Source organism: Prodigiosinella confusarubida (assembly GCF_002847015.1).
Taxonomy (GTDB): Bacteria; Pseudomonadota; Gammaproteobacteria; order Enterobacterales; family Enterobacteriaceae; genus Prodigiosinella; species Prodigiosinella aquatilis.
The window spans coordinates 1,279,193-1,303,783 of record NZ_CP025085.1; the positions used below are offsets into that span (position 1 = coordinate 1,279,193).

General features: G+C 51.0%; 20 protein-coding genes. 8 read left to right on the forward strand and 12 right to left on the reverse strand.

What is annotated here, in order from left to right; translation table 11 throughout:
* Positions 1–83 precede the first annotated feature (83 nt).
* Positions 84–1,976 carry a PhoX family protein gene (locus tag CWC46_RS05935; protein WP_021017176.1) on the forward strand — a complete coding sequence of 631 codons (1,893 nt, stop codon included), beginning with the start codon at positions 84–86 and terminating at the stop codon, positions 1,974–1,976.
* A 96-nt stretch (positions 1,977–2,072) separates the two neighbouring features.
* Here CWC46_RS05935 and apaH read toward each other — a convergent pair whose 3' ends face one another.
* The 6 genes from apaH to lptD all read right to left on the reverse strand — a co-directional run bounded on the left by apaH (position 2,073) and on the right by lptD (position 8,918).
* The gene (apaH, locus tag CWC46_RS05940; protein ID WP_021017175.1) at positions 2,073–2,921 is read right to left on the reverse strand and encodes a bis(5'-nucleosyl)-tetraphosphatase (symmetrical) ApaH; all 849 of its coding nucleotides are present in this window, start codon (positions 2,919–2,921) and stop codon (positions 2,073–2,075) included.
* Between the two features lie 2 nt (positions 2,922–2,923).
* Positions 2,924–3,301: a Co2+/Mg2+ efflux protein ApaG gene (apaG, locus tag CWC46_RS05945; RefSeq protein ID WP_021017174.1), complete on the reverse strand. Its 378-nt coding sequence runs from the start codon at positions 3,299–3,301 to the stop codon at positions 2,924–2,926.
* 17 nt (positions 3,302–3,318) lie between these two features.
* The gene (gene rsmA / locus CWC46_RS05950; protein WP_021017173.1) at positions 3,319–4,137 is read right to left on the reverse strand and encodes a 16S rRNA (adenine(1518)-N(6)/adenine(1519)-N(6))-dimethyltransferase RsmA; all 819 of its coding nucleotides are present in this window, start codon (positions 4,135–4,137) and stop codon (positions 3,319–3,321) included.
* Positions 4,130–5,131 (reverse strand): 4-hydroxythreonine-4-phosphate dehydrogenase PdxA, encoded by a 1,002-nt coding sequence (gene pdxA, locus CWC46_RS05955; protein ID WP_021017172.1) that lies wholly within the window; start codon positions 5,129–5,131, stop codon positions 4,130–4,132. Before pdxA ends, rsmA begins: the two co-directional genes overlap by 8 nt.
* The gene (gene surA / locus CWC46_RS05960) at positions 5,131–6,423 is read right to left on the reverse strand and encodes a peptidylprolyl isomerase SurA (RefSeq protein ID WP_021017171.1); all 1,293 of its coding nucleotides are present in this window, start codon (positions 6,421–6,423) and stop codon (positions 5,131–5,133) included. The genes pdxA and surA overlap by 1 nt, the downstream gene beginning before the upstream one ends.
* 98 nt (positions 6,424–6,521) lie before the next feature.
* Complete coding sequence (gene lptD, locus CWC46_RS05965) at positions 6,522–8,918, reverse strand: LPS assembly protein LptD (protein WP_173861214.1); 2,397 nt, start codon at positions 8,916–8,918, stop codon at positions 6,522–6,524.
* A gap of 150 nt (positions 8,919–9,068) precedes the next feature.
* Here lptD and djlA point away from each other — a divergent pair, with 150 nt between their 5' ends.
* Positions 9,069–9,929: a co-chaperone DjlA gene (gene djlA, locus CWC46_RS05970; protein ID WP_021017169.1), complete on the forward strand. Its 861-nt coding sequence runs from the start codon at positions 9,069–9,071 to the stop codon at positions 9,927–9,929.
* Positions 9,930–10,065: 136 nt separating this feature from the next.
* On the opposite strand, the gene rluA is transcribed toward djlA, so the two are convergent.
* The 3 genes from rluA to CWC46_RS05985 form a co-directional block, all read right to left on the reverse strand.
* Entirely contained in the window at positions 10,066–10,719 is a 654-nt protein-coding gene (gene rluA / locus CWC46_RS05975; RefSeq protein ID WP_021017168.1) for a bifunctional tRNA pseudouridine(32) synthase/23S rRNA pseudouridine(746) synthase RluA, read from the reverse strand.
* Between the two features lie 143 nt (positions 10,720–10,862).
* Positions 10,863–13,766, reverse strand: a complete 2,904-nt coding sequence (gene rapA, locus CWC46_RS05980; RefSeq protein WP_021017167.1) for an RNA polymerase-associated protein RapA — start codon at positions 13,764–13,766, stop codon at positions 10,863–10,865.
* A 222-nt stretch (positions 13,767–13,988) separates the two neighbouring features.
* Complete coding sequence (locus CWC46_RS05985; protein ID WP_021017166.1) at positions 13,989–16,355, reverse strand: DNA polymerase II; 2,367 nt, start codon at positions 16,353–16,355, stop codon at positions 13,989–13,991.
* A gap of 582 nt (positions 16,356–16,937) precedes the next feature.
* On the opposite strand from CWC46_RS05985, the gene CWC46_RS05990 reads away from it, so the two are divergent.
* The 6 genes from CWC46_RS05990 to CWC46_RS06015 all read left to right on the forward strand — a co-directional run bounded on the left by CWC46_RS05990 (position 16,938) and on the right by CWC46_RS06015 (position 22,406).
* Complete coding sequence (locus CWC46_RS05990; RefSeq protein ID WP_021017165.1) at positions 16,938–18,074, forward strand: ABC transporter substrate-binding protein; 1,137 nt, start codon at positions 16,938–16,940, stop codon at positions 18,072–18,074.
* A gap of 24 nt (positions 18,075–18,098) precedes the next feature.
* The gene (locus CWC46_RS05995; RefSeq protein WP_021017164.1) at positions 18,099–18,998 is read left to right on the forward strand and encodes a branched-chain amino acid ABC transporter permease; all 900 of its coding nucleotides are present in this window, start codon (positions 18,099–18,101) and stop codon (positions 18,996–18,998) included.
* Positions 18,998–20,041 carry a branched-chain amino acid ABC transporter permease gene (locus CWC46_RS06000; RefSeq protein ID WP_021017163.1) on the forward strand — a complete coding sequence of 348 codons (1,044 nt, stop codon included), beginning with the start codon at positions 18,998–19,000 and terminating at the stop codon, positions 20,039–20,041. Before CWC46_RS05995 ends, CWC46_RS06000 begins: the two co-directional genes overlap by 1 nt.
* Positions 20,031–20,810: an ABC transporter ATP-binding protein gene (locus CWC46_RS06005; protein ID WP_021017162.1), complete on the forward strand. Its 780-nt coding sequence runs from the start codon at positions 20,031–20,033 to the stop codon at positions 20,808–20,810. Before CWC46_RS06000 ends, CWC46_RS06005 begins: the two co-directional genes overlap by 11 nt.
* Positions 20,803–21,498, forward strand: a complete 696-nt coding sequence (locus CWC46_RS06010) for an ABC transporter ATP-binding protein (protein WP_021017161.1) — start codon at positions 20,803–20,805, stop codon at positions 21,496–21,498. The genes CWC46_RS06005 and CWC46_RS06010 overlap by 8 nt, the downstream gene beginning before the upstream one ends.
* 146 nt (positions 21,499–21,644) lie before the next feature.
* Complete coding sequence (locus CWC46_RS06015; RefSeq protein ID WP_021017160.1) at positions 21,645–22,406, forward strand: DedA family protein; 762 nt, start codon at positions 21,645–21,647, stop codon at positions 22,404–22,406.
* On the opposite strand, the gene ilvN is transcribed toward CWC46_RS06015, so the two are convergent.
* The 3 genes from ilvN to ivbL form a co-directional block, all read right to left on the reverse strand.
* Positions 22,407–22,700 (reverse strand): acetolactate synthase small subunit, encoded by a 294-nt coding sequence (gene ilvN / locus CWC46_RS06020; RefSeq protein ID WP_021017159.1) that lies wholly within the window; start codon positions 22,698–22,700, stop codon positions 22,407–22,409. It lies immediately after the preceding gene.
* Between the two features lie 4 nt (positions 22,701–22,704).
* Positions 22,705–24,369, reverse strand: a complete 1,665-nt coding sequence (gene ilvB / locus CWC46_RS06025) for an acetolactate synthase large subunit (protein WP_021017158.1) — start codon at positions 24,367–24,369, stop codon at positions 22,705–22,707.
* A gap of 114 nt (positions 24,370–24,483) precedes the next feature.
* Positions 24,484–24,579, reverse strand: a complete 96-nt coding sequence (gene ivbL / locus CWC46_RS06030) for an ilvB operon leader peptide IvbL (RefSeq protein WP_237160210.1) — start codon at positions 24,577–24,579, stop codon at positions 24,484–24,486.
* Between the last annotated feature and the right edge of the window lie 12 nt (positions 24,580–24,591).

The window sequence follows — 24,591 nt, forward strand, 5'->3', positions numbered from 1 at the left end:
ATTGTTAATACCATTCTGTACCACACCCATATTTGATGATGAGCATTGCGCCATTGCCTGAAAAAGAAGAGGACGCTAGAGAGATGACAAGCAAGATTAATGTCCTGAATACTGATCGCTTGGTCGATCCTTCCCGCCGCAAGTTACTGTTAGGGAGCGCTGGTACGGTAGGACTGGCCGGATTTTTGGGCGGAGGTGTCTGGTCAATACCCCGGCTCGCCTTTGCCGATACACCAGCAGAAGGGAGCAAGCTGCTTGGTTTTAAAGGTATTGTGGCTTCCAGTGAAGACAGTATTGCTATTACGCCTGGCTATCGTGCAGATGTCTTGATCTCTTGGGGGGAACCGCTGGTTAGCGGTGCAGCAAACTTTGATCCAGCAGGTAACAACACCGCTGCCGATCAGGAAAAGCAGTTTGGTGACAACAACGATGGCATGAGCTTTTTCCCTATTGATGATCATCATGCCGTGATGGCGATTAACAACGAATATGTGAATGAGCAATATCTGTTTGCCCATGGTGGTACCAAAGCCGTCAGCCTGGAGGATGTACGAAAATCCCAGGCGGCGCATGGTGTTTCCATTGTGGCGGTAAAACGCATCGGAGATTCACCGCGTTGGGTGGTCGAGCGGCCGTCGCGCTATAATCGCCGTATTACCGCAAATACAGAAATACACTTTAGCGGCCCGGCAGCGGGACATGACCTGTTGAAGACGGATGCCGATCCGACAGGAATGACGGTGTTGGGAACATTTGGTAATTGCGCCAATGGTAAAACGCCATGGGGCACTTACCTGACTTGTGAAGAGAACTTTGATACTTATTTTGGTACTCACCAGGCGGATTATAAGACCACGCCAGAGCAGAAACGCTATTCATTGAAGGTCAAGGATCCGGAACGTAACTGGTCAGATTTTGACGATCGCTTCGATGTGGCAAAAAATCCCAATGAGTTCAATCGTTATGGCTGGGTTGTTGAGATTGATCCGATGGATCCGAATTCGACACCCATCAAACGGACTGCGCTTGGGCGCTTCAAACATGAAAATGCAGCGGTGACGGTGGCCAAAAATGGTCACTTAGTGGTGTACATGGGAGATGATGAACGTGGTGAGTTCATTTACAAATATGTTTCTACTGACAAAGTCGATAGCGCTAATCCTGCTAATAATCGTACCCTACTGGATAATGGCACACTGTATGTCGCGCAGTTTGATCGAGATGCGGCAGGTACGCCGTTGAAAGGGACCGGCCGCTGGATTGCGCTGACGTTTGGTGACAACGGATTGACAGCGGAAAATGGTTTTCACAGTCAGGCCGAGGTCGTTATTTTTGCCCGTAAAGCGGCCTCGCATGTCGGGGCTACCCGGATGGACCGCCCGGAATGGATTGCGGTCAACCCGCATGACGGAAGAGCCTATTGCACGCTGACTAATAACAGTCGGCGTGGTGATGAAGGGATGCCGGTAAATGCCGCCAACCCGCGTCCGCATAATATCTACGGTCAGATAATCCGCTGGGATGAAAAAGACGATGCCACCGCCCAGGTGTTTGATTGGGATATGTATGCGCTGTGTGGTAATCCGATTGCTCACCCAGAAGGTATCAATCGTGGTTCGCCGAATATTACTGCGGATAATACCTTTAACAGCCCTGATGGCTTGGGATTTGACCAGGATGGTCGTCTGTGGATTCTGACCGATGGTAACTACAGTAATAAAGATGACTTTGCAGGCCAGGGTAACAACCAGATGCTGGTAGGGGATCCACACAGTGGCGAAATCCGCCGTTTTATGGTCGGACCGAAATCCTGTGAGTTAACTGGTATTGCTTTTACCCCAGATTATAAAACCCTGTTTGTCAACATTCAGCATCCTGGAGAAAAAAAGGATTCACACTTTCCCAATAACAGCCCGCGTCCCCGTTCATCGGTAATAATGATTACCCGCGAAGATGGCGGTGTGATTGGGGCGTAAATAATAACGTGCATATCATCAGGCTGACAGGCTTGTTCTTCGTTTGGTGAAAGCGTGTTTATCAGAGAGGTGATAGGACGTCACCTCTCTGTGCCTTCAGGATGCTTCGAGTGCTTCGTCGCTGGTTCCCGGAGTTATAGTCGACAGTTGGGTAAAATAGCGCTGATCTTCCCAGCGTAGCAGAGTTAAGGTTTCTCCCCAACAACAGCCAGTATCCAACGCATAAATACCGTCTGGCGTCCATTTCCCTTTCAGCGAAGCCCAGTGGCCGAATGCGATAGCATATTCACTGGAAACCGGTCCTGGCATATCAAACCAGGGTTTCAGCAAGGAAGGCGCTTGAGTGGGAGGTTCTTTGTATAGCATATCCAACTGCCCGCCAGAAAAGCAGTAACGCATCCGGGTGAAAACGTTGATACTGAATCGCAACCGCGAAAGTCCGCTCAATTCGGGGCTCCAGTGGTTGGGCATATCACCGTACATCGCATCAAGGAATAGCGGATAGCTGTCACTGCTCAGGATAGACTCCACTTCCCGTGCACACATCAGGGTGGTTGCCAAATCCCACTGTGGTGTGATGCCAGCATGCGTCATGATCAGCTTACGTTCTTCGTCAATCTGTAATACTGGCTGACGGCGTAGCCAGTTAATCAGTTCATCGACGTCAGGCGCAGATAACAAGGCGGTGAGACGATCCTTGGGTTTATTACGGCTAATCCCGGCATAAACCGCCAGCAGGTGAAGATCGTGGTTACCAAGCACCATCCGTGCTGCGGAACCGAGAGAACGGACATACCGTAATACGTCCAGCGAATCAGGCCCACGGGCGACCAGATCGCCAGTCAGCCACAAGGTGTCCTGTGTAGGATCAAACGAAACTTGCGCTAATAGCGCCTTGAGTTCAACGTAACAACCGTGAACGTCGCCAACAAGATAAGTAGCCATAATTAATGTATCAGTGAAGGTATTGCCAAACGGAACACCTGAATTGGAACCTGAAAATTATCACCTTGGTGATCAATCATTTGATAATGGCCTTCCATTGTGCCCAGTGGGGTTTCCAACACGGCGCCGCTAGTATACTGGAACTCGCCGCCGGGCTGAATGACGGGCTGTAAACCAATCACGCCTTCGCCTTGTACTTCTGTCTGGCGGCCATTGGAATTAGTGATTAACCAATGCCGACCCAGGAGTTTGACTTCATGACGTCCCAAATTACGGATCGTAATGGTATAGGCAAATACGAAACGTTCTTCATCAGGCTCTGATTGCGCTTCTATGTAGAAGCTTTGAACCTGTATACAAACTCGGGGCGCGTTTATCATGACGACACAACTCCAGTTTATTCCTGCACTGTGGGATGTTCGGCCAACCAGCCAGCTAACCGGCAATATTGCTCGACGCTCACGTTTTCAGCCCGAACAGTAGGATCGACGCCAAGTTCGGTCAGTCGCTCTGGTGTAAACAGGTTTCCCAGACTGTTACGCAACGTTTTACGTCGTTGGTTAAAGGCTTCAGTAGTGATCCGTCCTAATACCCGGGTATCCACTATCGGATACGGTGATGTGGTATGTGGTACCAGACGAATTACGGCTGAATCTACCTTTGGTGCCGGTTTAAAGGCGGTCGGCGGTACTTCAAGTACCGGGATGACCTGACAATAATACTGCGCCATTACGCTCAGTCGTCCATAAGCTTTACTGTTTGGCCCGGCAACCAGACGGTTAACGACCTCTTTTTGCAACATAAAATGCATGTCGAGGATAGACTGAGTATAGCCGAACAGATGGAACATCAATGGTGTTGAAATATTATACGGTAGGTTACCAAAAACCCGCAGCGGTTGTCCCGCTTGTTGTGCCAGTTCAGAAAAATCTACCGTCATGGCATCTTGCTGAATGATGGTGAGCTTATCTTTCAGTGTTGGATGTGTTTCCAGTCGGGCCGCCAAATTACGGTCCAGCTCAATCACGGTGAAATGTTCCAAACGTTCGCCCATCGGCGCAGTCAACGCACCAAGCCCAGGGCCAATTTCCACAATGGCTTGTCCTGGCAGGGGGTGAATAGCGGAAACAATGCTATCAATAATAAACTGATCACTTAAAAAGTTTTGCCCGAAACGTTTACGGGCGAAGTGGCCTTGATGGACTCGATTATTCATTACGGTTATTGATCATTTTAATGGCAAGGTTTAATGCAGTATGAAAGCTGCCTGGATCTGCTTCACCGGTGGCCGCCAGTTCAAGGGCTGTACCGTGATCGACAGAAGTACGGATGAACGGGAGTCCTAGTGTAATATTCACTGCCCGGCCAAAACCCTGATATTTCAGAACGGGTAACCCCTGATCATGATACATCGATAGTACGGCATCGGCATGTTGCAGGTATTTAGGCTGGAATAGTGTATCCGCGGGCAGAGGGCCAATCAGTGTCATGCCAGCGCTGCGTAGTTCTTCCAGCGCCGGGATAATTATCTCCAGTTCTTCTCGTCCCATATGTCCGCCTTCACCCGCGTGTGGATTCAGGCCACACACGTAGATCGACGGTTGTGCGATACCAAATTTGGTATGCAGATCGTGATGCAGGATAGTTATCACTTCATGCAAACTGTCTCGGGTGATAGCAGCCGAGACATCTTTTAGCGGCAGGTGCGTCGTCGCCAACGCGACGCGCAGTTCATCAGTTGCCAGCATCATGACTACTCGCTGGCACTGACTACGATCAGCAAAAAATTCGGTATGCCCGGTAAACGGAATACCGGCATCATTGATGATGCCTTTATGCACCGGCCCGGTGATCAGCGCAGCAAATTCGCCATTGAGGCAACCATCACAAGCGCGACGTAGTGTGTCGACGACATAAACACTGTTTTGTACATTCAACTGACCTGCCACGACAGTCACCGAGGTCGGCGAGGCCAGTATTGTCAAGGTCCCCGCCAGTTGTGGTTGCGCAGGTTGATCCGGCTGATAATAACGCAGCGTCAAAGGCAGGTGTAACTGCAGTGCACGGCTCAGCAGCAGATCAGGATCCGCACACACTACCAGCTCAACCGGCCATGACTGCTGGGCCAGTGTAACGATGAGATCAGGACCAATCCCGGCGGGTTCACCGGGTGTAATTACGATGCGTTCTGTCCTGTTTTCGGTAGACATCAATTCTGTCCGTCGATAATTTTCACATAAGCAGAAGCGCGTTTTTCCTGCATCCAGGTTTGTGCTTCTTCGGCAAATTTCCGGTTGAATAGCATACGATAAGCGCGCTCTTTCAGCGTCTCGTCAGTCTTGTCCACTTGACGGGTACCGAGCAATTGGATCAAATGCCAGCCAAACGAGGTGTGCACCGGTTTGCTGATTTCGCCTTTTTTCAGCTTCATCAACGCATCGCGGAATGCCGGGTCGTACATGTCTGGAGATGACCAGCCCAGATCACCACCCTGATTAGCGGATCCAGGATCCTGAGAAAGTAATTTGGCCTGAGCGGCAAAAGTGGTGTGGCCACTTTTGATTTGTCGAGCCACCTCTTCAAGTTTTGCCTGAGCCTGTGCATCTGTCATGACAACCGACGTTTTGAGCAGAATATGGCGGGCGTGTACTTCAGTGACGGATACATTTTTGCTTTCACCACGGATATCATTGACCCGCAGGATATGGAAACCGACACCAGAACGGATAGGGCCGATAATCTGACCTTTCTGCGCTTGTATCAGGCTCTCGGCAAACAAGGTCGGCAACTCCTGTAATTTTCCCCATCCCATTTGGCCGCCTTGTAGTGCATGCTGGCCAGCCGAGTAGGTAATAGCCAGCTTGCCAAAATTCGCACCTTGTTTGATTTCTTTAATCAGTTTGTTTGCTAACGCTTCGGCTTTGTCTACCTGTGCCTGGGTTGGGTTTTCCGATAGCGGAATCAGGATGTGGCTGAGGTTTACCTCGGTATTACCACCGTTTTGACTGGCAAGCTGTTTTGCCAGTGAATCTACTTCCTGTGGCAGAATAGTGATGCGACGACGCACTTCATTGTTACGTACTTCCGCAATGGTCATATCTTTGCGGATCTTGCTGCGATAGATATCGTAGTTTATTCCTTCCTCGGCCAGACGGCTGCGCAATTGGTCAACCGACATATGGTTTTGTGTAGCGATATTGGCGATGGTACGGTCTAACTGCTCGTCTGTTATTGTGACACCCATTCTTTGCGCCATTTGCAACACGATGTTATCCATAATCAGACGTTCAAGTACCTGGTGACGTAGCGTGCTGTCATCCGGTAGCTGCTGACCTGCATCCTGTGCATTCAGTTTGACTGACTGCAGCAGCGTATTGACATCGCTTTCCAACACGACACTGTTATCCACCACAGCAACAACTTTATCGATGACTTGTGGTGCCGCAAACGCAATGTTCGTGCTCAGAGCTAGTCCGAGAACAAGCACTTTCCAGTTCTTCATACCTTTCCCATTCATTTCATCCGCGCGGGGCGGGTTAAAAGTTTAATGTCCACTGGCGTTAGACGCTTACCGTGGCCAGAGTTCCCAGCTTTATAACATTAGAAAGCACGCTGGTAAGGTAAAATTCCGGTGCCCAGCATTTTTTGCGAGCCCAGACTGTAGTCACTACTTAAGCCGCGTAACTCAACGTTAAACGATATTTTGTTATCATAAACACTACTATTTTTTGAACTGTTCCATTGCGTTATTTTACGTTCATAGCCGACATTGACCGCCCAGCAACAGGTACTGTACTGCAACCCTAGCAATTGGTCAGCTGGTTGGCTGGCTTTGGTATCGTAATAATACGCGCCAACAATTGACCAACGTCCGGCAATCGGCCAACTGGCTGTTACCCCGACCTGAGAAATCTCTTGCTGGAAACTCGAACTGGAAGTCGTAGACAGCATGGCCTGAATATATTCCGGGCTGGCGTAGCGGTAATTCAATTGAAACATCCGTTCGCTGTCGCTGCGGTATTCGAGTACTGCATCACCTACGGTGAAGTTATTCAACCGGGCATCGTATTGTAACCCTCCGCGAACTCCCCAGTTGTCAGCGAATTTCCAGTAACTGTCACCGGCCCATACCAGGCTGCCAGTATCGGTATTACTATCAAGTTCCGAGCTGTGATCGCCAGTACGGGAAGGAGAAAAGTAATAGATTTCTCCAATGGACGCATTAAAGCGTTCGACTAGTGCACTGTCATACAGGCGGGTTGTCACACCGGTAGCTATCTGGTTTGCCGAGGCGATGCGATCCAGGCCGCTATAGGTACGATCACGGAACAAGCCAGCGTAATCGGCTTGCAGCAACGTAGAGTCATAGGAGCGGATATCATCTTGATTACGGTAAGGAATGTACAGGTACTGTGTCCGGGGTTCCAGTGTCTGGGTATAACCTTTCGCCCAATCCATATCCCGCTCAAACACCATTTTGCCATCTACCTTGAACTGGGGCAGTACACGGTTGACAGAACCTTTCAGCTGATTATCAGGGTTATCCTGGTTATAACTCGCCAGATTATTTTGCTGATAATGCGTCGCCATCAGCTTGGTTTCGGTATTCAGACTGCCCCACCGGTTGGAAAGCGGCAGATCGATCGTTGGCTCAAAATGTAAACGTATAGCATCTGGAAGGCTGGGATTCACGTTGGTGAATTTCACCGCCTGCCCATAAAGATGCATATCGAAAGGCCCAATATCATTCTGGTAATAATTGATATCAAGCTGTGGTTCGGCACGGTAGACGTCGTTATTCGCGGTACTGCTGAAGATCTGGTATTGCCGGGTTGATAGGGTGGCATTCCAGTTACGGTTAGCATAGCCCAGGCTGAATTTCTGTGTGGCATAGCCATCGGTGGTGGAGCCGTATAGCGAATCCAGATCGGTGAAATAGTACAGATCACTGACCTTGGTATAGTCGGCGTTGAAACGCCAGACTTGATCCATTACACCAGCGTGCCGCCAATAGAACAGCCAGCGGGTGTCATTGCCGTCTTTGGCATATTTACCAGATTGAGTATCATTCTTGTACTGTTTGTCGTCCGGTAGCCAATCGAATTCGACCAGGCCAGTACCGGGTGTGGTCAGATAACGAAATTCGGTCTGCCACTGCGTTCCGCGGTTGGTCTGCAGATGTGGTGTGATCGTGGCGTCGTAGTTAGGTGCAATATTCCAGTAATAAGGCGTAATCAGCTCAAAGCCGTTGCTACTGCCGTATTTTGCATTGGGGACCAGGAAACCCGAACGGCGTTTATCACCTATTGGAAGCTGTAAATAAGGGCTGTAGAACACCGGAACACCCGCAATGCGAAAACGGGCATTCCAGATTTCGGCAACTTGTTCTTGGCGGTCATGGATCACTTCCGAGCCGGCGACACTCCAGCTATCATCACCCGGCAGACATGAGGTAAAGGTGCCATTTTCCAAAATGGTATAGCGATTATTATCACGCAATTTCATTTCGTCAGCATCGCCGCGTCCCTGACGGCCTACCATTTGATAGTTACCATCATATACGTTGGTGTCTTTGGTATTGAGGTTAGACCAGGCTCGGGGGCCTTTCAGAATGACCTGATTATCATCGTAACGCACGTTGCCTGTTGCCGTCACAGTACGTATCGGTTCGGTTTTACCGGCTCCTTGCGTTTGATTCAACTCCACCTGTTGGGCGTTGAGAACACTGTTCCCTTGCTCAACATTGACATCGCCATTGAAAATAGCATTGTTGGGGTAGTTCGCTTGCGCTTGATCCGCTTGAATATGCACCGGCAGTTGGTTGGTATCGCCGGACACGAGCGGGCGATTATAAACAGGTACGCCCAGCATGCACTGTGAGGCGAGGTCAGCCAGAGCGTTCTGACTATAAAGCGCCGACCAGATTAATGAGGCCAGCAAGGTTGGGAGACTTTTTTTCATACGCGGTATCAGGTGTTCCGTCATCAAAGGCGTCATGCCGGCAAACGGTCAGAGACTATATCACTCATTGGCGTAGTGCCAGTGCTAAATCCCCACCGTTTTCTATGAGCTGCCGTTAGGAGCAAAGATAAATGACAGGTATGATAAAGCAATTTTTAACCGACGGCATGGGGATTTGAGGAGTATATGCGGTATTGGGGAAAGTTGCTGGGGCTGACACTGGGTATGGTATCGAGTGGCGGCATCGGTGGAGTGATTATGGGGCTGCTGCTGGGTCATTTATTTGACAGAGTCCGTTCATCCCGTCGACGCGACTTTTTTTCTGCACAATCCAGCCGCCAGGCACTGTTTTATCTGACGACTTTTCAGGTAATGGGCCATCTGACCAAGTCAAAAGGTCGGGTTACCGAGGCGGATATCCAGATTGCCACCCAAATGATGGACCGCCTGGCGTTATATGGTGAAGATAGAGCCTCGGCCCAGCGAGCGTTTCGTGAAGGCAAGGCGAGCCAGTTTCCACTGCGAACCCGACTGCGTAAACTGCGTGATGTGTGTATCGGCCGCTTTGATCTGGTACGGATGTTTTTGGAAATTCAGTTGCAGGTGGCTTTTGTTGATGGTGCGCTGCACCCGAGTGAGCGGCGGTTGTTATATGTGTTTGCCGATGAACTGGGTGTCACCCGGGAACAATTTGAGTTGTTCATGCGGTCGATCGAGCGGGGGACTCATCAGTCCAGGCAGAATGACAATGCCTATCAGTCCCGGTCAAATGGGAAATCTTATCAGCGTCGTGGTCAGTCCTATGGACAGCGTCCTCCCATCACATCACCTGGGGTCAGTATTGAAAGCGCCTGTCGCATGCTGGGGGTACGCAGTAGTGACGATGCCACTACGGTAAAACGGGCTTATCGAAAACTGATGAGTGAGCACCATCCTGACAAGATGATGGGAAAAGGGTTGTCGCCACGAATGATAGAAATTGCCAAGCGCAAAGCGCAAGATATTCAAGCCGCCTACGAATTTCTCAAAACGAATAAATTTTCCTAACCAGTGATGTTTCCTCAATAGTAGGTTTCCTGCGGTGTTTCTTTTTTCTCTCCCTGATTTATGTCGTGCTATGGCTTTATGTTTGCAGTAACCCCGAAATATGCTTTTATCACCGTGTTTCCCATGACAAAAAAAGTTAAAAATCGGCTTCACAACGAAAGTGCATCGGAGTGAGAAATGCCGGATGAGTGATGCACAATTCCTGGGCGTGCAGTAACAGGCGTGGTGCCAACGCTTTGGCTGCTGGATGGGCATAAAAGCCATCTCCCAGAATAGGGTGTCCCAAGGCCAGCATATGAACCCGTAATTGGTGAGAACGCCCGGTGATAGGCATCAGTTTAACCCGTGTGGTGCCATCGTCGTCGCGCGCCAGTACCTGATATTCAGTTTGTGCTGCCTTGCCTTGTTCAAAACAGACTTTTTGCTTCGGGCGGTTCGGCCAGTCGCAAATCAACGGGAGGTCCACCATGCCTTCATCCTGTTCCAGGGTTCCCCAAACACGGGCGAGGTAAGATTTCTTTGGCTCACGCTCGCGAAACTGGCGTTTTAGTTCCCGCTCTGCCGCTTTGTTCAGGGCAACCACCATCACACCACTGGTCGCCATATCCAGACGATGCACCGATTCGGCTTGCGGAAAATCAGCCTGAATACGGCTCATGATACTGTCTTTGTGCTCCGGCGCACGGCCAGGGACGGATAGCAGTCCGCTAGGTTTGTTGACCACCATAATGTGCTGGTCCTGATACAGGATGTGCAGCCAGGGATCTGCGGGGGGATTATAAGGTTCCATCAAGGCTCCAGACGGCTACAACGTTTTATAATAGAACACACGGGGATGAGTTCATCCCCGTGGTAGGCCCGGGTATCCGACGGCAACCGGTGGATCATCAGCCGCGGTAAAGGCATTATCGTTTTAGCGCGCTGATAATACATTTACTGGTGAGAAACCACCACCAGACGGATTGCATCCAGACGCCAGTTGGCCTGTTGTAGGTTGCTTAATACTTGTTCTCGCTGGGTTTCCAGCGCCTGCAACTCATCATCGCGGATGTTGGGGTTAACCGCTTTTAGCGCTTCCAGACGTTCCAGTTCACGGCGTAACTGTTGATCGGCATGGTGTTGGGCATCGGTAATGAGCTGGCGTGCGTGTACTTCTACCAATGGCTCCGCTTTTTGCAGCATGTCGTGGACTTCCGCCTGTACCGCATTTACCAATTTGCTGGATGTATGACGATTCACGGCATTCAACTGACGGTTGAAACTTTCGAACTCCACCTGCGCAGCCAGATTCGTCCCTTTACGATCCATCAGCAGACGTACCGGGGTCGGTGGCAGAAAGCGAGTTAACTGGAGTTTTTTCGGTGCCTGGGCTTCTACCACATAGACCAGTTCCGCCAGCAGTGTGCCTACCGGTAACGCTTTGTTCTTCAACAGAGAAACGGCACAACTTCCGGTTTCCCCGGACAGGATCAGATCCAGCCCGTTGCGAATCAGCGGATGTTCCCAACTGATGAACTGAGCGTCTTCACGGGATAACGCCTGTTCCCGGTCGAAAGTGATAGTGCAGCCATCCTGCGGGAGTCCGGGAAAATCCGGCACCAGCATATGATCGGACGGCGTTAGTATGATCATATTGTCACTGCGGTCTTCCTGATGAATCCCGATAATATCGAACAGATTGAGTGCGAAGTTTACCAGATTGACGTCGTTGTCCTGCTCGGCGATCGCCTGGCACAGTTCCTGCGCCTGTTCACCACCGTTGGAGTGCATTTCCAACAGTCGATCACGGCCTTGTTCCAGTTGCTGCTTAAGCGCTTCATGCTGCTGGCGGCAGGCGCTGATAAACTCTTCCAGCCCTTCCGGTTCACCCGGTGTCGTCAGCCGGGTTATCAGCTGTTCATAGTGGCTGTCATAAATGGTGCGTCCGGTAGGGCAGGTATGCTCAAAGGCATCCAGACCTTCGTGATACCAGCGTACCAGCAACGCTTGTGCGGTATTTTCCAGATAAGGCACCAGAATCTGGATTTCCTGCGTCTGACCGATACGGTCCAGACGCCCGATACGTTGTTCCAGCAGATCCGGGTTGAAGGGGAGATCAAACATGACAAGATGGCTGGCAAACTGGAAGTTGCGACCTTCTGAGCCGATTTCCGAACAGATCAGCACCTGCGCGCCTTCTTCTTCAGAAGCAAAATAGGCGGCGGCCCGGTCACGTTCCAGAATAGACAATCCTTCGTGGAAGACGGCGGCCCGGATAGCTTCACGGGTGCGTAATACCTGTTCCAGTTGTAACGCGGTGGCGGCCTGAGCGCAAATCACCAGCACTTTTTTGTCCCGGTGAGTGGTCAGATAGTTGAGCAGCCATTCCACGCGCGGATCGAAGCTCCACCAGGTTGCATTTTCATCTTCAAACTGCTGGTAGATCTGTTCCGGATAGAGCATATCCCGGGCGCGGGATTCTGGGGTTTTCCCCGCGTTCATGATATCGGACACTTTGATGGCGGTTTGATATTGCGCCGGCAGCGGAAGTTTAATCTGATGCAGTACCCGCTGTGGGAAGCCCTTTACTCCCTGACGAGTATTGCGGAACAGTACGCGGCTGGTGCCGTGACGATCCATCAGCATCGTGATCAGTTCGTGGCGGGCCTGTTCCCGATCTTCGCTATCGCTGTTGATAGATTTCAGTAAGGGTTCAATGTCTTGCTCGCCCAGTAACTCACTCAAGGCGTTCAGTTCGGCGGAACTGGCTTTGTTACCGGCCAATAGCAGAGTGACGGCATCGGCCACCGGGCGATATTGCTGTTGCTCGGCGATAAATTCGTGATAGTCGTGAAACCGGTTTGGATCCAGCAGTCGCAGACGGGCAAAGTGGCTCTCCTGACCTAGCTGTTCCGGTGTCGCCGTTAGCAATAATACCGCCGGAGTAGCGCTGGCCAGATGCTCAATCGCTTGATATTCCGGGCTGGGTGCCGCTTCGCTCCAGACCAGATGGTGGGCTTCATCCACAACCAGCAAGTCCCAGTGGGCATGCAGTAGTTGCCCAAACCGTGTGGCATTGCGCTGTACAAAACCCAGCGAACAAATAATTAATTGCTCTGTTTCAAAGGGGTTGTCGCTATCCAGCCTGGCTTCGGCATAGCGTTCATCGTCAAACAGTGAAAACAGTAGATTGAAGCGGCGGAGCATTTCTACCAGCCACTGATGTTGCAGCGTTTCCGGTACCACAATAAGTACGCGCTCAGCCCGGCCTGCTAACAGTTGTTGGTGAATGATCATACCGGCTTCGATAGTTTTCCCCAGACCAACTTCGTCCGCCAGTAGTACGCGTGGAGCATGTCGCTGTCCTACTTCACGGGCAATATGCAACTGATGAGGAATCAGGCTGGCACGCATCCCGCGCAGACCACCCCAGGGTTGCAGCGCCTGCTCATGCTGATGATTGCGGGCGCGGTAACGCAATGCAAAGCGATCCATGCGATCGATCTGTCCGGCGAACAGGCGATCCTGTGGTTTGTTGAATGTGAGTTTGCTATCAAGAAAAACTTCCCGCAGCTCGACCGGGCTATCGTCATCCAGTCGACGACCCACATAGGTACGCAGACCATTTTCATCGCGGATATCGTCTATCCGCAGTTGCCAGCCCTCATGGCCGGTGATGGTATCACCAGGGTTGAACATCACTCGGGTGATCGGGGCATCACTTCTGGAATAGAGGCGGTTCTCACCGCTGGCAGGGAAGATCAGGGTAACCATCCGGGCATCTACTGCCACTACGGTTCCCAATCCCAGTTCGCTTTCTGTATCGCTGATCCAGCGTTGACCAAGTGTAAAAGGCATAAATTCTAAGCTCGATACTCATCGTTGTCGGAGAATGTAAGGTGATTCTTACTTTTTGTTGCCTGCCTGGAGGGCGTATCTCGGGCAATACACTACCTGTCATGCGCGACAGACGTCCCGTCAGGCACGACCCTTCTCGCAGTGCGTGGGTTTTCTTTCAGAAAGGGCGCTATGGTAATGGATGGTGACACGTTCGTCACCTGCCAAACGTCTTTCGGGCCATTAAAATAGTCCCAGTTGTCCGGTAATCAATGTGGAAAACTCATCGTGCAAGAACGGTAGGATGGCATCAGCTATCGGCTGTAACTGCTTTTCCATATAGTGCTGATAATCCAGTGGGGAATGCCGTGTTTCCAGTGGCTCCGGACCATTTACTGTCATAACGTAGCTGATCCAACCTCCCGTCTGGTATTGCAATGGACGCCCTAATCGGCGGTTATAGTCATCGGCCATTTTCGCGGCTCGCGCATGAGGCGGCACATTGCGTTGATAGTCGTTTAGATTACGACGTAACCGTTTACGGTAAACCAGCAGTTCATCATAGTCTCCGTTCAGGGTTTTGCTGACATATTCCCGTATCCATTCCTGATAAGATTGGCGCTGAAAAATGCGCCAATAGAGCTGTTGTTGGAACTGTTGCGCCAGTGGTGTCCAGTCGGATCGGACGGTTTCCAGTCCTTTAAACACGATTTGCTCACCCTGCGCCGTGTGCGTCAGGCCGGCATAACGTTTTTTGCTGCCTTGCTCCGCTCCCCGGATGGTGGGCATCAGAAAACGGCAGAAGTGCGTTTCATACTCCAGTTCCAGCGCGCTGGTCAACCCATGTGTCTGGTTCAGATGCTGTTGCCACCATTGATTAACGTATTGTACCAGTGTCTTGCCAATAGCATCGGCTTCTTCTTCACTGTGAGCCCGATTAAGCCACACAAAGGTAGAATCGGTATCGCCATAAATCACCTGATAACCCCTGGACTCAACCAGTATGCGTGTTTGCTGCATAATTTCATGACCACGCAAGGTAATAGACGAAGCTAGTCGCGGATCGAAAAAGCGGCAGCCGCTGGCGCCTAGCACACCATAAAAGGCATTCATGATAATTTTCAGCGCCTGGGATAAGGGGGCATTCCCGGTACGTTTGGCCACATCCCGCCCTTGCCAGATGTGATCGACAATCGCGGGCAGACAATGCTGATCCCGTGAAAACCAGGCTCCCCGGAAACCGGCGACTGCGTGTTGTTCATCCGGTTGCTGCATACCGACCACCAGTCCCACTGGATCGATGAGAAAAGTGCGGATAATCGAGGGATAAAGGCTTTTATAATCCAGCACCAGTACCGAATCATACAGGCCGGGACGGGAGTCCATCACGTAACCGCCGGGGCTGGCCTCGGGGGCGATTTCTCCCAGATTGGGCGCGACAAAACCGGCACGGTGCATACGTGGCAGGTAAAGGTGCGTGAACGCCGCCACTGAGCCACCATTACGATCTGCCGCCAGACCGGTGACGCTGGCTCTCTCCAGCAGAAACGGTAACAAACGGGTCTTTTCAAAAATACGGGTAACCAGTTCACAGTCTTTCAGATTGTAGTATGCCAGCGCGGGTTTGTTCTCGGCGAAGCGCTGGTCGATTTCATCCATGCGTTGATAGGGGTTGTTGATGGCTTTCCCTTCCCCCAACAGGGATTGTGCTACAAATTCCAGACTGAACGAGGCGAAGTTCCAGGTGGCGGATTTTAGTGCTTCGATGCCATCGACGATCAACCGTCCTGGCGCGCTGGCAAAAAAATGTCCCTGTTTGTAGCCATGTTCCCGCCACTCCAGTTCGCGGTTTCCCCGACCCAGCCGTAGCGGAATACGGTAGCGTTCAGCGTGTTTTTGCAAGACCCGCAGATCAAACTGCACCAGACTCCAGCCGATGATCATGTCCGGGTCATAGTGTTGTATCCATTGATTGAGTTTTTCCAGCAATTGCGGTCGGCTGGCGACATACTCCAGCGTAACGTCTTTTGCGTCATCCGGATTGCCATTCGGTGGCCCCAGCATAAATACCTGACGCTGCCCACACCCTTCCAGACCAATGCAATAAAGTTCGCCATTTCGGTTGGTCTCAATATCCAAAGATACCAGGGTGAGTTGGGGACGATAGGTGGGATCCGGCTTCATTTTCACCTGATCGATAAGCCCGGATGCGGTAGTTTCGCCGCTGAACCAGACCGGCGCGGTGATGAAACGCTCCATCAGAAAACGTTCCGGTGGGCGGATGTCGGCTTCATATACGGTAATACCGGCTTCCTGTAGCTGTTTTCCCAGTCGCAGCAGTTGTCGGTATTGGCGACAATACAACCCCAGCAGGGGTTCATGGTGGAAACTTTTCAGTTCCAGTGGCCGGAGTTGCCAGTGTTTTTCGCCGGCCAGCAACGCGGTGGCCTGTGCCTGATGTTGTGCCGGAATAAAGGCTACTGCCTGTTGCAATGGCAGACGTACTTGCTGTGGTCCGGATTCGGTAGCCAGCCAGAATTCGACTTGAATACCGGCGGAGGTATCCTGCCAATGACGGGTAAGCACAAAGCCCTGACAAGCCTGAGACACCGTTATCGCCCTTTGTCGGAGGAAAAGAAGAGTATATCTGAAAGTATGGTTATTTATACAGTGTCAGTCCAGGTTTTTATTTTCTCAATATGAATCAGGTAAACCGTGAATGTTATTTATCTGTTATTAATGTTTTTTTATTTAACTTTTATCATCCCAATAGAATAAAAAATTGAGAAAAAACATAATTCAGAAATAATCACTAAAAAAATAAACTCTGTAAATTATAAGCAGACAATTATAAAACTTTTCTCGCTGAAATAAATAATCAGACCTGGGTCTGCGCTATTTGTTGATTTTTTTATAGAAAGAGATATTCCCCACGCACTATAAGAAAGCAATTGGGAAACCCGTTGGTGCAGAGGGCTGGTTGATCAATGAATAAAGAAGAAAACAGCACAGGTATTTTTTATTACTTATTGATTATTAAATGATTAATTATTTTTTAATTCCTGGCATATTTATTGCTGAATGTAAAATGGTGCACAGCATATAACGCTGTCACACAACTCTCTCTTTTATCACCCTGTATACAGCGTCATTTCACAATTGGAATGTAATCTTTATTTTGAAGAGGCGAATATGAATAACAATATTTTCAGATTCACTGTAGCGGCGGTAGTTATCTCTTCTTCACTGGCAGTGACCAGTGCTCTGGCAGCAGATGTCCAAATCGGGGTGGTATTGCCCCTGAGTGGTGCGTTAAGTGGTTATGGTCAGCCTTCCCTGAAGGGCGCTGAACTGATTAATGGCATGGAACCTAAACTGAAGAATGGTGACACCATCAAGCTGGTGGTCATTGATGACAAGAGTGACAAAATAGAAGCGGCCAACGCCATGCAGCGTCTGGTGTCCAGCGATAAGGTGGATGCGGTAATTGGCGAAGTGACCTCCACCAACACGATGGCAATGACTAAAATGGCGGAGGATACCAAAACGCCGATGGTTTCTCCCACTGCCACCAACGATCGCGTTACGCGTGGTAAAAAATACGTCAGTCGCGTTTGTTTTTCAGACAGTTTTCAGGGCGTAGTGGGGGCGAACCTGGCCAGTCGTGACCTGAAAGCCAAAACAGCTGCCATCATGTTTGACAACAGCAATGATTACTCGGTGGGGTTGGCAAAGGCATTCCGTACCCAGTTCCTGAAAAATGGTGGCACTATCCCGATTGAGGTGCAGGCACCCGGTGGCAGTAAGGATTTCAAGGCTCAGCTTTCCACCATTAAATCGCATCATGTCGATGTGATCTATATGCCCATTTACTATACCGAAGGTGCATTGATTGCATTGCAGTCTAAACAATTGGGGCTGAAAGTTCCGGTGATCGGTGGGGATGGCCTGGCAGCAGACCCCGTGTTCTTCAAAATGGGAAAGGATGCGGTGAATGGCTGGATGACCACCGACTACTACTCACCAAACGCGAAAGAGCAGACGCCGGATGGAAAGCAATTCATCAAGGCATGGACCGATAAATATCATGAACCGACCCACACCTGGGGGGCGATGACAGCGGACGCCTATAAGATGATCATCGCGGCGATGAACAAATGTAGCGACCCGCACGACCGTGTCTGTGTGAACAAGAATATCCGCGCGACCAGTAACTTCACCGGTATTACCGGCACACTGACGTTGAAAAATGGCGATGCCATCCGCGATGCGGTAATCAATGAAGTAAAAGACGGACAGCTGGCTTACAAAACGGTTGTGCATCCCTAACCCTCAGGCATAAAGGATTGCATGATGGATTTTGCCGTTTTTTTGCAGCAGGTGGTCAATGGCATGAGTTTGGGCAGTATGTATGCGTTGATCGCCATCGGTTATACCATGGTGTATGGCGTACTGCGGCTGATTAACTTTGCCCATGCCGACATTATGATGGTTGGGGCCTACATGACCCTGTTCGCTTTCACTTCCTTCGGGCTGCCCTTTGGGGCAGCTGTTATTTTTGCCATTCTGATCTCGGCTCTACTGGGGATTGTCATCGATCAGATTGCGTATCGTCCGCTTCGGCAGGCATCAAAGATTTCGATGTTGATCACCGCCATCGGCGTCAGTTTCTTCCTGGAAAATTTGTTCAACGTGGTGTTTGGTGGCAGTCCGCGTTTTTTTGATGCGCCGCCTTTCTTTGGCCAGACGGTCAAACTGGGCCGCATCATCGTGACCAATGTGGCCTGGATTGTACCGTTGGTCACGTTGCTGCTACTGGCGATCATTCTGTTCATTCTCTATCGCACTCGTCAGGGTATGGCGATCCGTGCAGTGGCGTTTGATGTAAACACAGTGCGGCTGATGGGCATTGATGCCAACCAGATTATTGCGTTCGTGTTTGCTCTGGGCAGTGGGCTGGCGGCACTGGGTGGGGTGTTTTATGCCATCAGTTACCCGACCATCGATCCGCTAATGGGGGTGTTGATCGGGCTGAAAGCCTTCGCCGCCGCGGTACTGGGTGGGATAGGCAGTGTTACCGGCGCGGTGATTGGGGGGTTTATCCTTGGTTTTACGGAAGTGGTGGCCGTGGCTGTTTTTCCGGAGCTAGGGGGGTACAAGGACGCCTTTGCATTTATGTTTTTGATTCTGGTGCTGCTGTTCAGGCCAGTAGGCATTATGGGTGATGAACGACTGGAAAGGAGCCGTTTCTGATGAGAATGCCACAGAATTCCTCCGCGCTATTATTGGGGTATATTGTCGTATTTGCGCTGTCCTTTCTGGCGCTCTCTCTGCTACAGACGGTGTTTGGTGACTACATCGTCCGTATTTTCTGTAATATCTTTATTTTCATGATACTGGCGGTCAGCTATAACCTGATCAACGGCGTCACCGGGCAGTTGTCGCTGGAGCCAAATGGGTTTGTGGCAATAGGCGCTTATATCACCGCATTGCTGTTACTGAGTCCGAATGCCAAAACAGATATGTTTGAAATGGCAGCGCCGAGCTCGTTCATTCTGGCGTTGCACGCGTCGTTTTTACCTGCGCTGATTATCAGTGGTATCTGTTCTTCGGTGGTAGGAATCTGTCTCTCTTTTCCGGTATTCCGGGTGCGGGGCGACTATCTGGCTATCGTCACGTTGGGATTCGGTTTCATTATCAAAATTTTTGCCATCAATAATCCTCAGATTACCAATGGCGCAATAGGGCTGAACGAGATCCCCCAGGTGAGCCATATCCTTTACTGGTGCGGTTTTATCGCACTGGTGGCGGTATTGTTTATTCTGCAACTGGTGTATTCCAAGTATGGCCGGGCGATGAAAGCGGTACGTGACGATGAGGATGCGGCCATCGCCATGGGTATTAATACGTTTAAAATCAAAACCTGCGCTTTTGCCACCAGCGCTTTTTTCGAGGGTATCGGCGGCGGGTTGCTGGCTTCGTTACTGACGATTATCTCCCCCGATCTGTTTGACTTCATGCTGACGTTCCAACTGCTGATCATCATTGTGCTTGGTGGGTTGGGTAGCACCACTGGCGCGATTCTGGGCACTATCATTGTGGTGGGCAGTGGTGAGTGGTTACGTTTTCTCGACCAGCCGCTCACACTCTTCGGGCAGGATTTTGGGTCGCACCCGGGACTGCGGATGGTGGTGTTCTCACTGGTGTTGCTGGTGATTATGCTGTTTGCCCGCGAGGGTTTGCTGGGTAAACAGGAAATCTGGGAAATTCGCAGGAGGCGCCAGAATGGGAAATAATCCACTACTCCGTGTTGATAATGTCACCATGCAGTTCGGTGGACTGCGTGCCATCGATGACGTGAGTTTCAGTATCAATTCGGCGGAAATCTTTGGTCTTATCGGTCCTAACGGCGCAGGTAAAACTACGTTATTCAACGTGATTACCGCCAACTATAAACCCACCCTCGGCACCGTCATGCTGGGACAACAAAGGCTCGCCGGACTGAAGCCTAATCAGGTAGTGAATCGGGGGATAGCTCGTACTTTCCAGAATATCCGGCTGTTTCCCTCCATGACGGTGGTGGAAAACGTGCTGATCGGTCTTGACCGATTTATTCATTACTCTTTTCTGGAAGCGGTATTGCGGTTGGGGCGGTTTTTTCATGCCGAACGACAGGCGCGGGAAAAAGTAATGGCACTGCTGGATTATATTGGTATTGCTGAATATGCCGATTCGCTGGCCACCAACTTGAGTTACGGTAATCAGCGTAAAGTGGAGATCGCCCGTGCGCTGGCGACATCGCCCAAACTGTTGTTACTGGATGAACCTGCGGCGGGCATGAACCCCAGAGAGACGGCGGAGTTGGCGCAGTTGATTTTCAGGATGCGTGCGGACTATGGGTTGACGGTGTTGTTGATTGAACACGATATGTCGTTCGTCAATACACTGTGTGAGCGAGTAATGGTGCTGGATTATGGCAAAGCGCTGTTCAATGGTACGCCGCAGGAAGCGGTGAATAATCCGGAGGTGATCGCCGCCTATCTGGGAGACATTGATTATGCTTAAAGCCAACGATCTTCAGGTGTTCTATGGGCTGATCCAGGGACTCAAGGGCATCAATCTTGAGGTTAACAACAGCGAAATTGTCACGTTGATTGGCAGTAACGGGGCCGGTAAAACCTCTACGCTTAATGGCATCATCAATTTGGTGAAATCGACGGGGGTGGTGACTTTTCTCAACGATGATATCTCCCACAGCCCGACACACCAGATTGTGCGCAAAGGACTGGCGCTGGTGCCGGAAGGACGCAAGGTTTTTACCAATCTGACGATTGAGGAAAATCTGCGTATGGGAGCATATAACAACCCAGTCAATTTTAGTTATCTGCGGGACAAGATGTACGCGATGTTTCCACGATTGAAAGAGCGTAGTAGCCAGATGGCGGGCACCATGAGCGGTGGTGAGCAGCAGATGCTGGCGATAGCTCGTGCGCTGATGAGTGAGCCGGTACTGCTGATGCTGGATGAGCCGAGTCTCGGTCTGGCGCCCAAGGTGGTGGGAGAACTGTTCTCCACCATCAAGCTATTGCAGAGCGAAGGAATTACTGTTTTGCTGGTAGAGCAGAATGCTACTGCGGCGCTGAAAATTGCCGACCGGGCTTATGTGCTGGAGAACGGCCATATTGTGCTGCACGGACAAGCCCAGGAGATACTCGTCAATCCGGAAGTGAAACGAATGTATCTGGGAGGATAACTGTCCCCATTTTTCTATCTCCCTTTCCCCATCTACGGGTACGCTATACCCACTGATGGGGAAATTCTATTATCTGCCATTTCCATATCGTCCTCTGCTATTATCCTACTATCTTTGTTTATAAAAGTGCGGATATATAGCGATTTATGGAAGTTTGGCTGGAACATCTGATTACACAGTCGTTGGCGTATTCGTTAATGGCTGTCTTGCTGGTCGCTTTTCTGGAATCTTTGGCGCTGGTGGGTCTGTTGCTTCCTGGCACGCTGATGATGGCGTCGCTGGGCGCGCTGATTGGCAGCGGTAAAATGGCGCTCTACCCCGCATGGGGAATGGGGATTATTGGTTGCCTGTTGGGGGATTGGATCTCCTATTTTATCGGCTGGCATTTCAGGGAACGGTTGCATCGCTGGTCTTTCCTGCAAAAACATCAGGCTTATCTCTATCGCACAGAAAAGACCTTGCATCAGCACCATATTGCTACTGTGCTGATAGGGCGTTTTATTGGGCCAACGCGGCCACTGATCCCGATGATCGCCGGCATGCTGGAGCTGGCGCCCCAGCGTTTTGCGTTACCCAATATTATTGGTTGTCTCACCTGGCCGCCGGTTTACCTGATGCCGGGGATCTTGGCAGGGGTCGCGATTGATATTCCACACGAAGCAAACAGTAGTAGTTTCAAATGGCTACTGCTGATTACTGCTGTTCTGGTGTGGGGTGCAGGTTGGTTGTTGTGGCAGTGGTGGCGCGCCAGTTGCGTCGACTACAGCAATAACGTCTTTACGCTGCAACGTCTGCGCTGGTTTACGCCACTGACAACGGCAGTTGCCGTTGTCAGTCTGGTAAAGTTGTGGATGCATCCGCTGATGCCGGTTTACCGCCACCTATTGTGGCAAATCCTGACGAGTTGATTAGCGGTAAAACTCCGCCACCTGATCGAAAATCCGCATTTCGTTACCGTGGCGGCGTACCTGCAATACGTCTTCGAGTTTTTCCACTTGGCTTATCATCTGTGACAATCGTTGGTCTTCTTGCACCAATAACCAGATGCGGCTCTGTTTGCCGCCTGGCAGTGGCATACACATAATCCCTTCCACATTATAGGCGCGACGGGCAAATAGCCCGCAGACGTGGGACATCACACCCGGATGGTTGTGTACCGCAACTTCCAGAGTAACCTGGGTTGAAGTTGATGGCGTTTGCATGGTTTTAATCTCCAATCATCTCAATATTGGCGGCACCCGGCGGTACCATCGGATAGACTTTTTCATTGACATCAATGAAGGCGTGGATTAGCGCCGGTCCCGGACGCTGTAACGCTTCCCGCAGCGCGGTTTGTGGGTCGGCGGCACTATTCAGATCACAGACAGCAAAACCGAACCCAGCGGCAATGGCCAGAAAGTTGGTTTGATAGCGATAATCGGAGGCGAAAATGCGTTTCTGATAGAACATATCCTGTTGTTGATGCACCAGTCCCAGCGATTGGTTGTTCATTAGTACAATTTTTACGTTCAGATTTTCTTCCGCGGTGGTCGCCATTTCCTGAATATTCATCATCAAACTGCCGTCACCAGAGAAACACACTACTGTACGCTGCGGCTCCGCCAATGCCGCGCCGATAGCGGCAGGCAGGCCAAATCCCATCGTTCCCAGCCCCCCGGAGGTCAGCCACTGGCGCGGGCGGCGTAATGGATAGGATTGCGCTACCCACATCTGATGCTGACCCACATCGGTGGAGATAATGGCATTGTCGTCCAGTTCCTGTGCGACGGCGCGGATTAAACCGTAGTGACTCAGCGGGTCATCACTGTTGGGCATACTGAACGGAAACTCTCGTTGCAGTGCCTGCACCGCACCACGCCAGACTTCACGTGGCTGAGATTCGATCAGCGGTAGTAACTGGTCTAACGCTTGGGCGACATCCGCGTTCAGTGCGACATGCGGCTGGCGGATTTTGCCCAGTTCAGCCGGATCGATATCAATGTGGATGATACTGGCATCCGGGCAGAATTGTTCGGCTTTACCGATGGCGCGATCGTCAAACCGAGCTCCCAGCACAATTAACAAATCTGCCTGCTGTAGAATCAGATTGGTTGATCGGGCTGCATGCATGCCCAGCATACCCAATGATAGCGGATGGTCTACCGGTATGGCCCCCAGCGCCATCAAGGTCATGGTGGTGGGTAGATTGGAACGTTCGGCCAGTTGACGTGCTTGTCGGTGTGCTGCGGCGCTGATAATGCCGCCTCCCAGATAAAGCACCGGACGTTGCGCGGCGTTAATCATCGCTGCTGCCTGACGGATAGACTGAGGATTGACGTCCGGCGGTGTATCGTTGGCACGAATGGCGGGCAATTCTGCCAACTCAATACTGGCAGTCTGCACATCTTTGGGAATATCTACCCACACCGGGCCTGGTCGTCCTGATTGCGCAATGCGAAAGGCATCTTCAATGACGCGAGGCAACTCGTTGATATCCCGCACCAGATAGTTGTGCTTGGTTACCGGAATGGAGATGCCATAGGTATCTACTTCCTGAAACGCGTCCGTACCAATCATGCTGGAAGAGACCTGACCTGTAATGCATACCAGCGGAATGGAATCGAGTTTGGCATCGGCAATGGCGGTCAGCAGGTTGGTGGCACCTGGGCCGCTGGAAGCCATACAAACCGCAGCTTTACCACTGGCACGAGCCATGCCTTGAGCAATAAATCCGGCCCCTTGTTCATGGCGGGCCAGTACGTGACGGATAATGTTACTTTGCCCCAACGCATCGTATAACGGCAATGCGGCACCACCGGGAATGCCGGTTACTGTGGTGATGCCTCGCTGTTCCAGCAGACGGATGATCAGCTCAGCTCCTGTATAACGCATAGTCATATCCTTTATCAGAGCCGGTGCAGGGAAAGAGCGGGGAGGGTGGATATAAGAAACCCCGCTCGGCTTGCGCCGGCGGGGTTTGGGAATCTTTTCTGGATTCGGAACCCGTTACGGCGCGCTGCCGACCACGACCACCACGCGCACGACGACGACCGCGTCATACGCGGTGCTTAGTAGAGCGAAAGTGGAGGAGGTGTGTTTCACGGAGAACCTTAT

Bases quoted from the DNA above. Each gene is read 5' to 3' on its own strand.
- CWC46_RS05935 (WP_021017176.1), top strand. From the start codon at position 84: ATGACAAGCAAGATTAATGTCCTGAATACTGATCGCTTGGTCGATCCT.
- apaH (WP_021017175.1), bottom strand. From the start codon at position 2,921: ATGGCTACTTATCTTGTTGGCGACGTTCACGGTTGTTACGTTGAACTC.
- apaG (WP_021017174.1), bottom strand. From the start codon at position 3,301: ATGATAAACGCGCCCCGAGTTTGTATACAGGTTCAAAGCTTCTACATA.
- rsmA (WP_021017173.1), bottom strand. From the start codon at position 4,137: ATGAATAATCGAGTCCATCAAGGCCACTTCGCCCGTAAACGTTTCGGG.
- pdxA (WP_021017172.1), bottom strand. From the start codon at position 5,131: ATGTCTACCGAAAACAGGACAGAACGCATCGTAATTACACCCGGTGAA.
- surA (WP_021017171.1), bottom strand. From the start codon at position 6,423: ATGAAGAACTGGAAAGTGCTTGTTCTCGGACTAGCTCTGAGCACGAAC.
- lptD (WP_173861214.1), bottom strand. From the start codon at position 8,918: ATGACGCCTTTGATGACGGAACACCTGATACCGCGTATGAAAAAAAGT.
- djlA (WP_021017169.1), top strand. From the start codon at position 9,069: ATGCGGTATTGGGGAAAGTTGCTGGGGCTGACACTGGGTATGGTATCG.
- rluA (WP_021017168.1), bottom strand. From the start codon at position 10,719: ATGGAACCTTATAATCCCCCCGCAGATCCCTGGCTGCACATCCTGTAT.
- rapA (WP_021017167.1), bottom strand. From the start codon at position 13,766: ATGCCTTTTACACTTGGTCAACGCTGGATCAGCGATACAGAAAGCGAA.
- CWC46_RS05990 (WP_021017165.1), top strand. From the start codon at position 16,938: ATGAATAACAATATTTTCAGATTCACTGTAGCGGCGGTAGTTATCTCT.
- CWC46_RS05995 (WP_021017164.1), top strand. From the start codon at position 18,099: ATGGATTTTGCCGTTTTTTTGCAGCAGGTGGTCAATGGCATGAGTTTG.
- CWC46_RS06000 (WP_021017163.1), top strand. From the start codon at position 18,998: ATGAGAATGCCACAGAATTCCTCCGCGCTATTATTGGGGTATATTGTC.
- CWC46_RS06005 (WP_021017162.1), top strand. From the start codon at position 20,031: ATGGGAAATAATCCACTACTCCGTGTTGATAATGTCACCATGCAGTTC.
- CWC46_RS06010 (WP_021017161.1), top strand. From the start codon at position 20,803: ATGCTTAAAGCCAACGATCTTCAGGTGTTCTATGGGCTGATCCAGGGA.
- CWC46_RS06015 (WP_021017160.1), top strand. From the start codon at position 21,645: ATGGAAGTTTGGCTGGAACATCTGATTACACAGTCGTTGGCGTATTCG.
- ilvN (WP_021017159.1), bottom strand. From the start codon at position 22,700: ATGCAAACGCCATCAACTTCAACCCAGGTTACTCTGGAAGTTGCGGTA.
- ilvB (WP_021017158.1), bottom strand. From the start codon at position 24,369: ATGCGTTATACAGGAGCTGAGCTGATCATCCGTCTGCTGGAACAGCGA.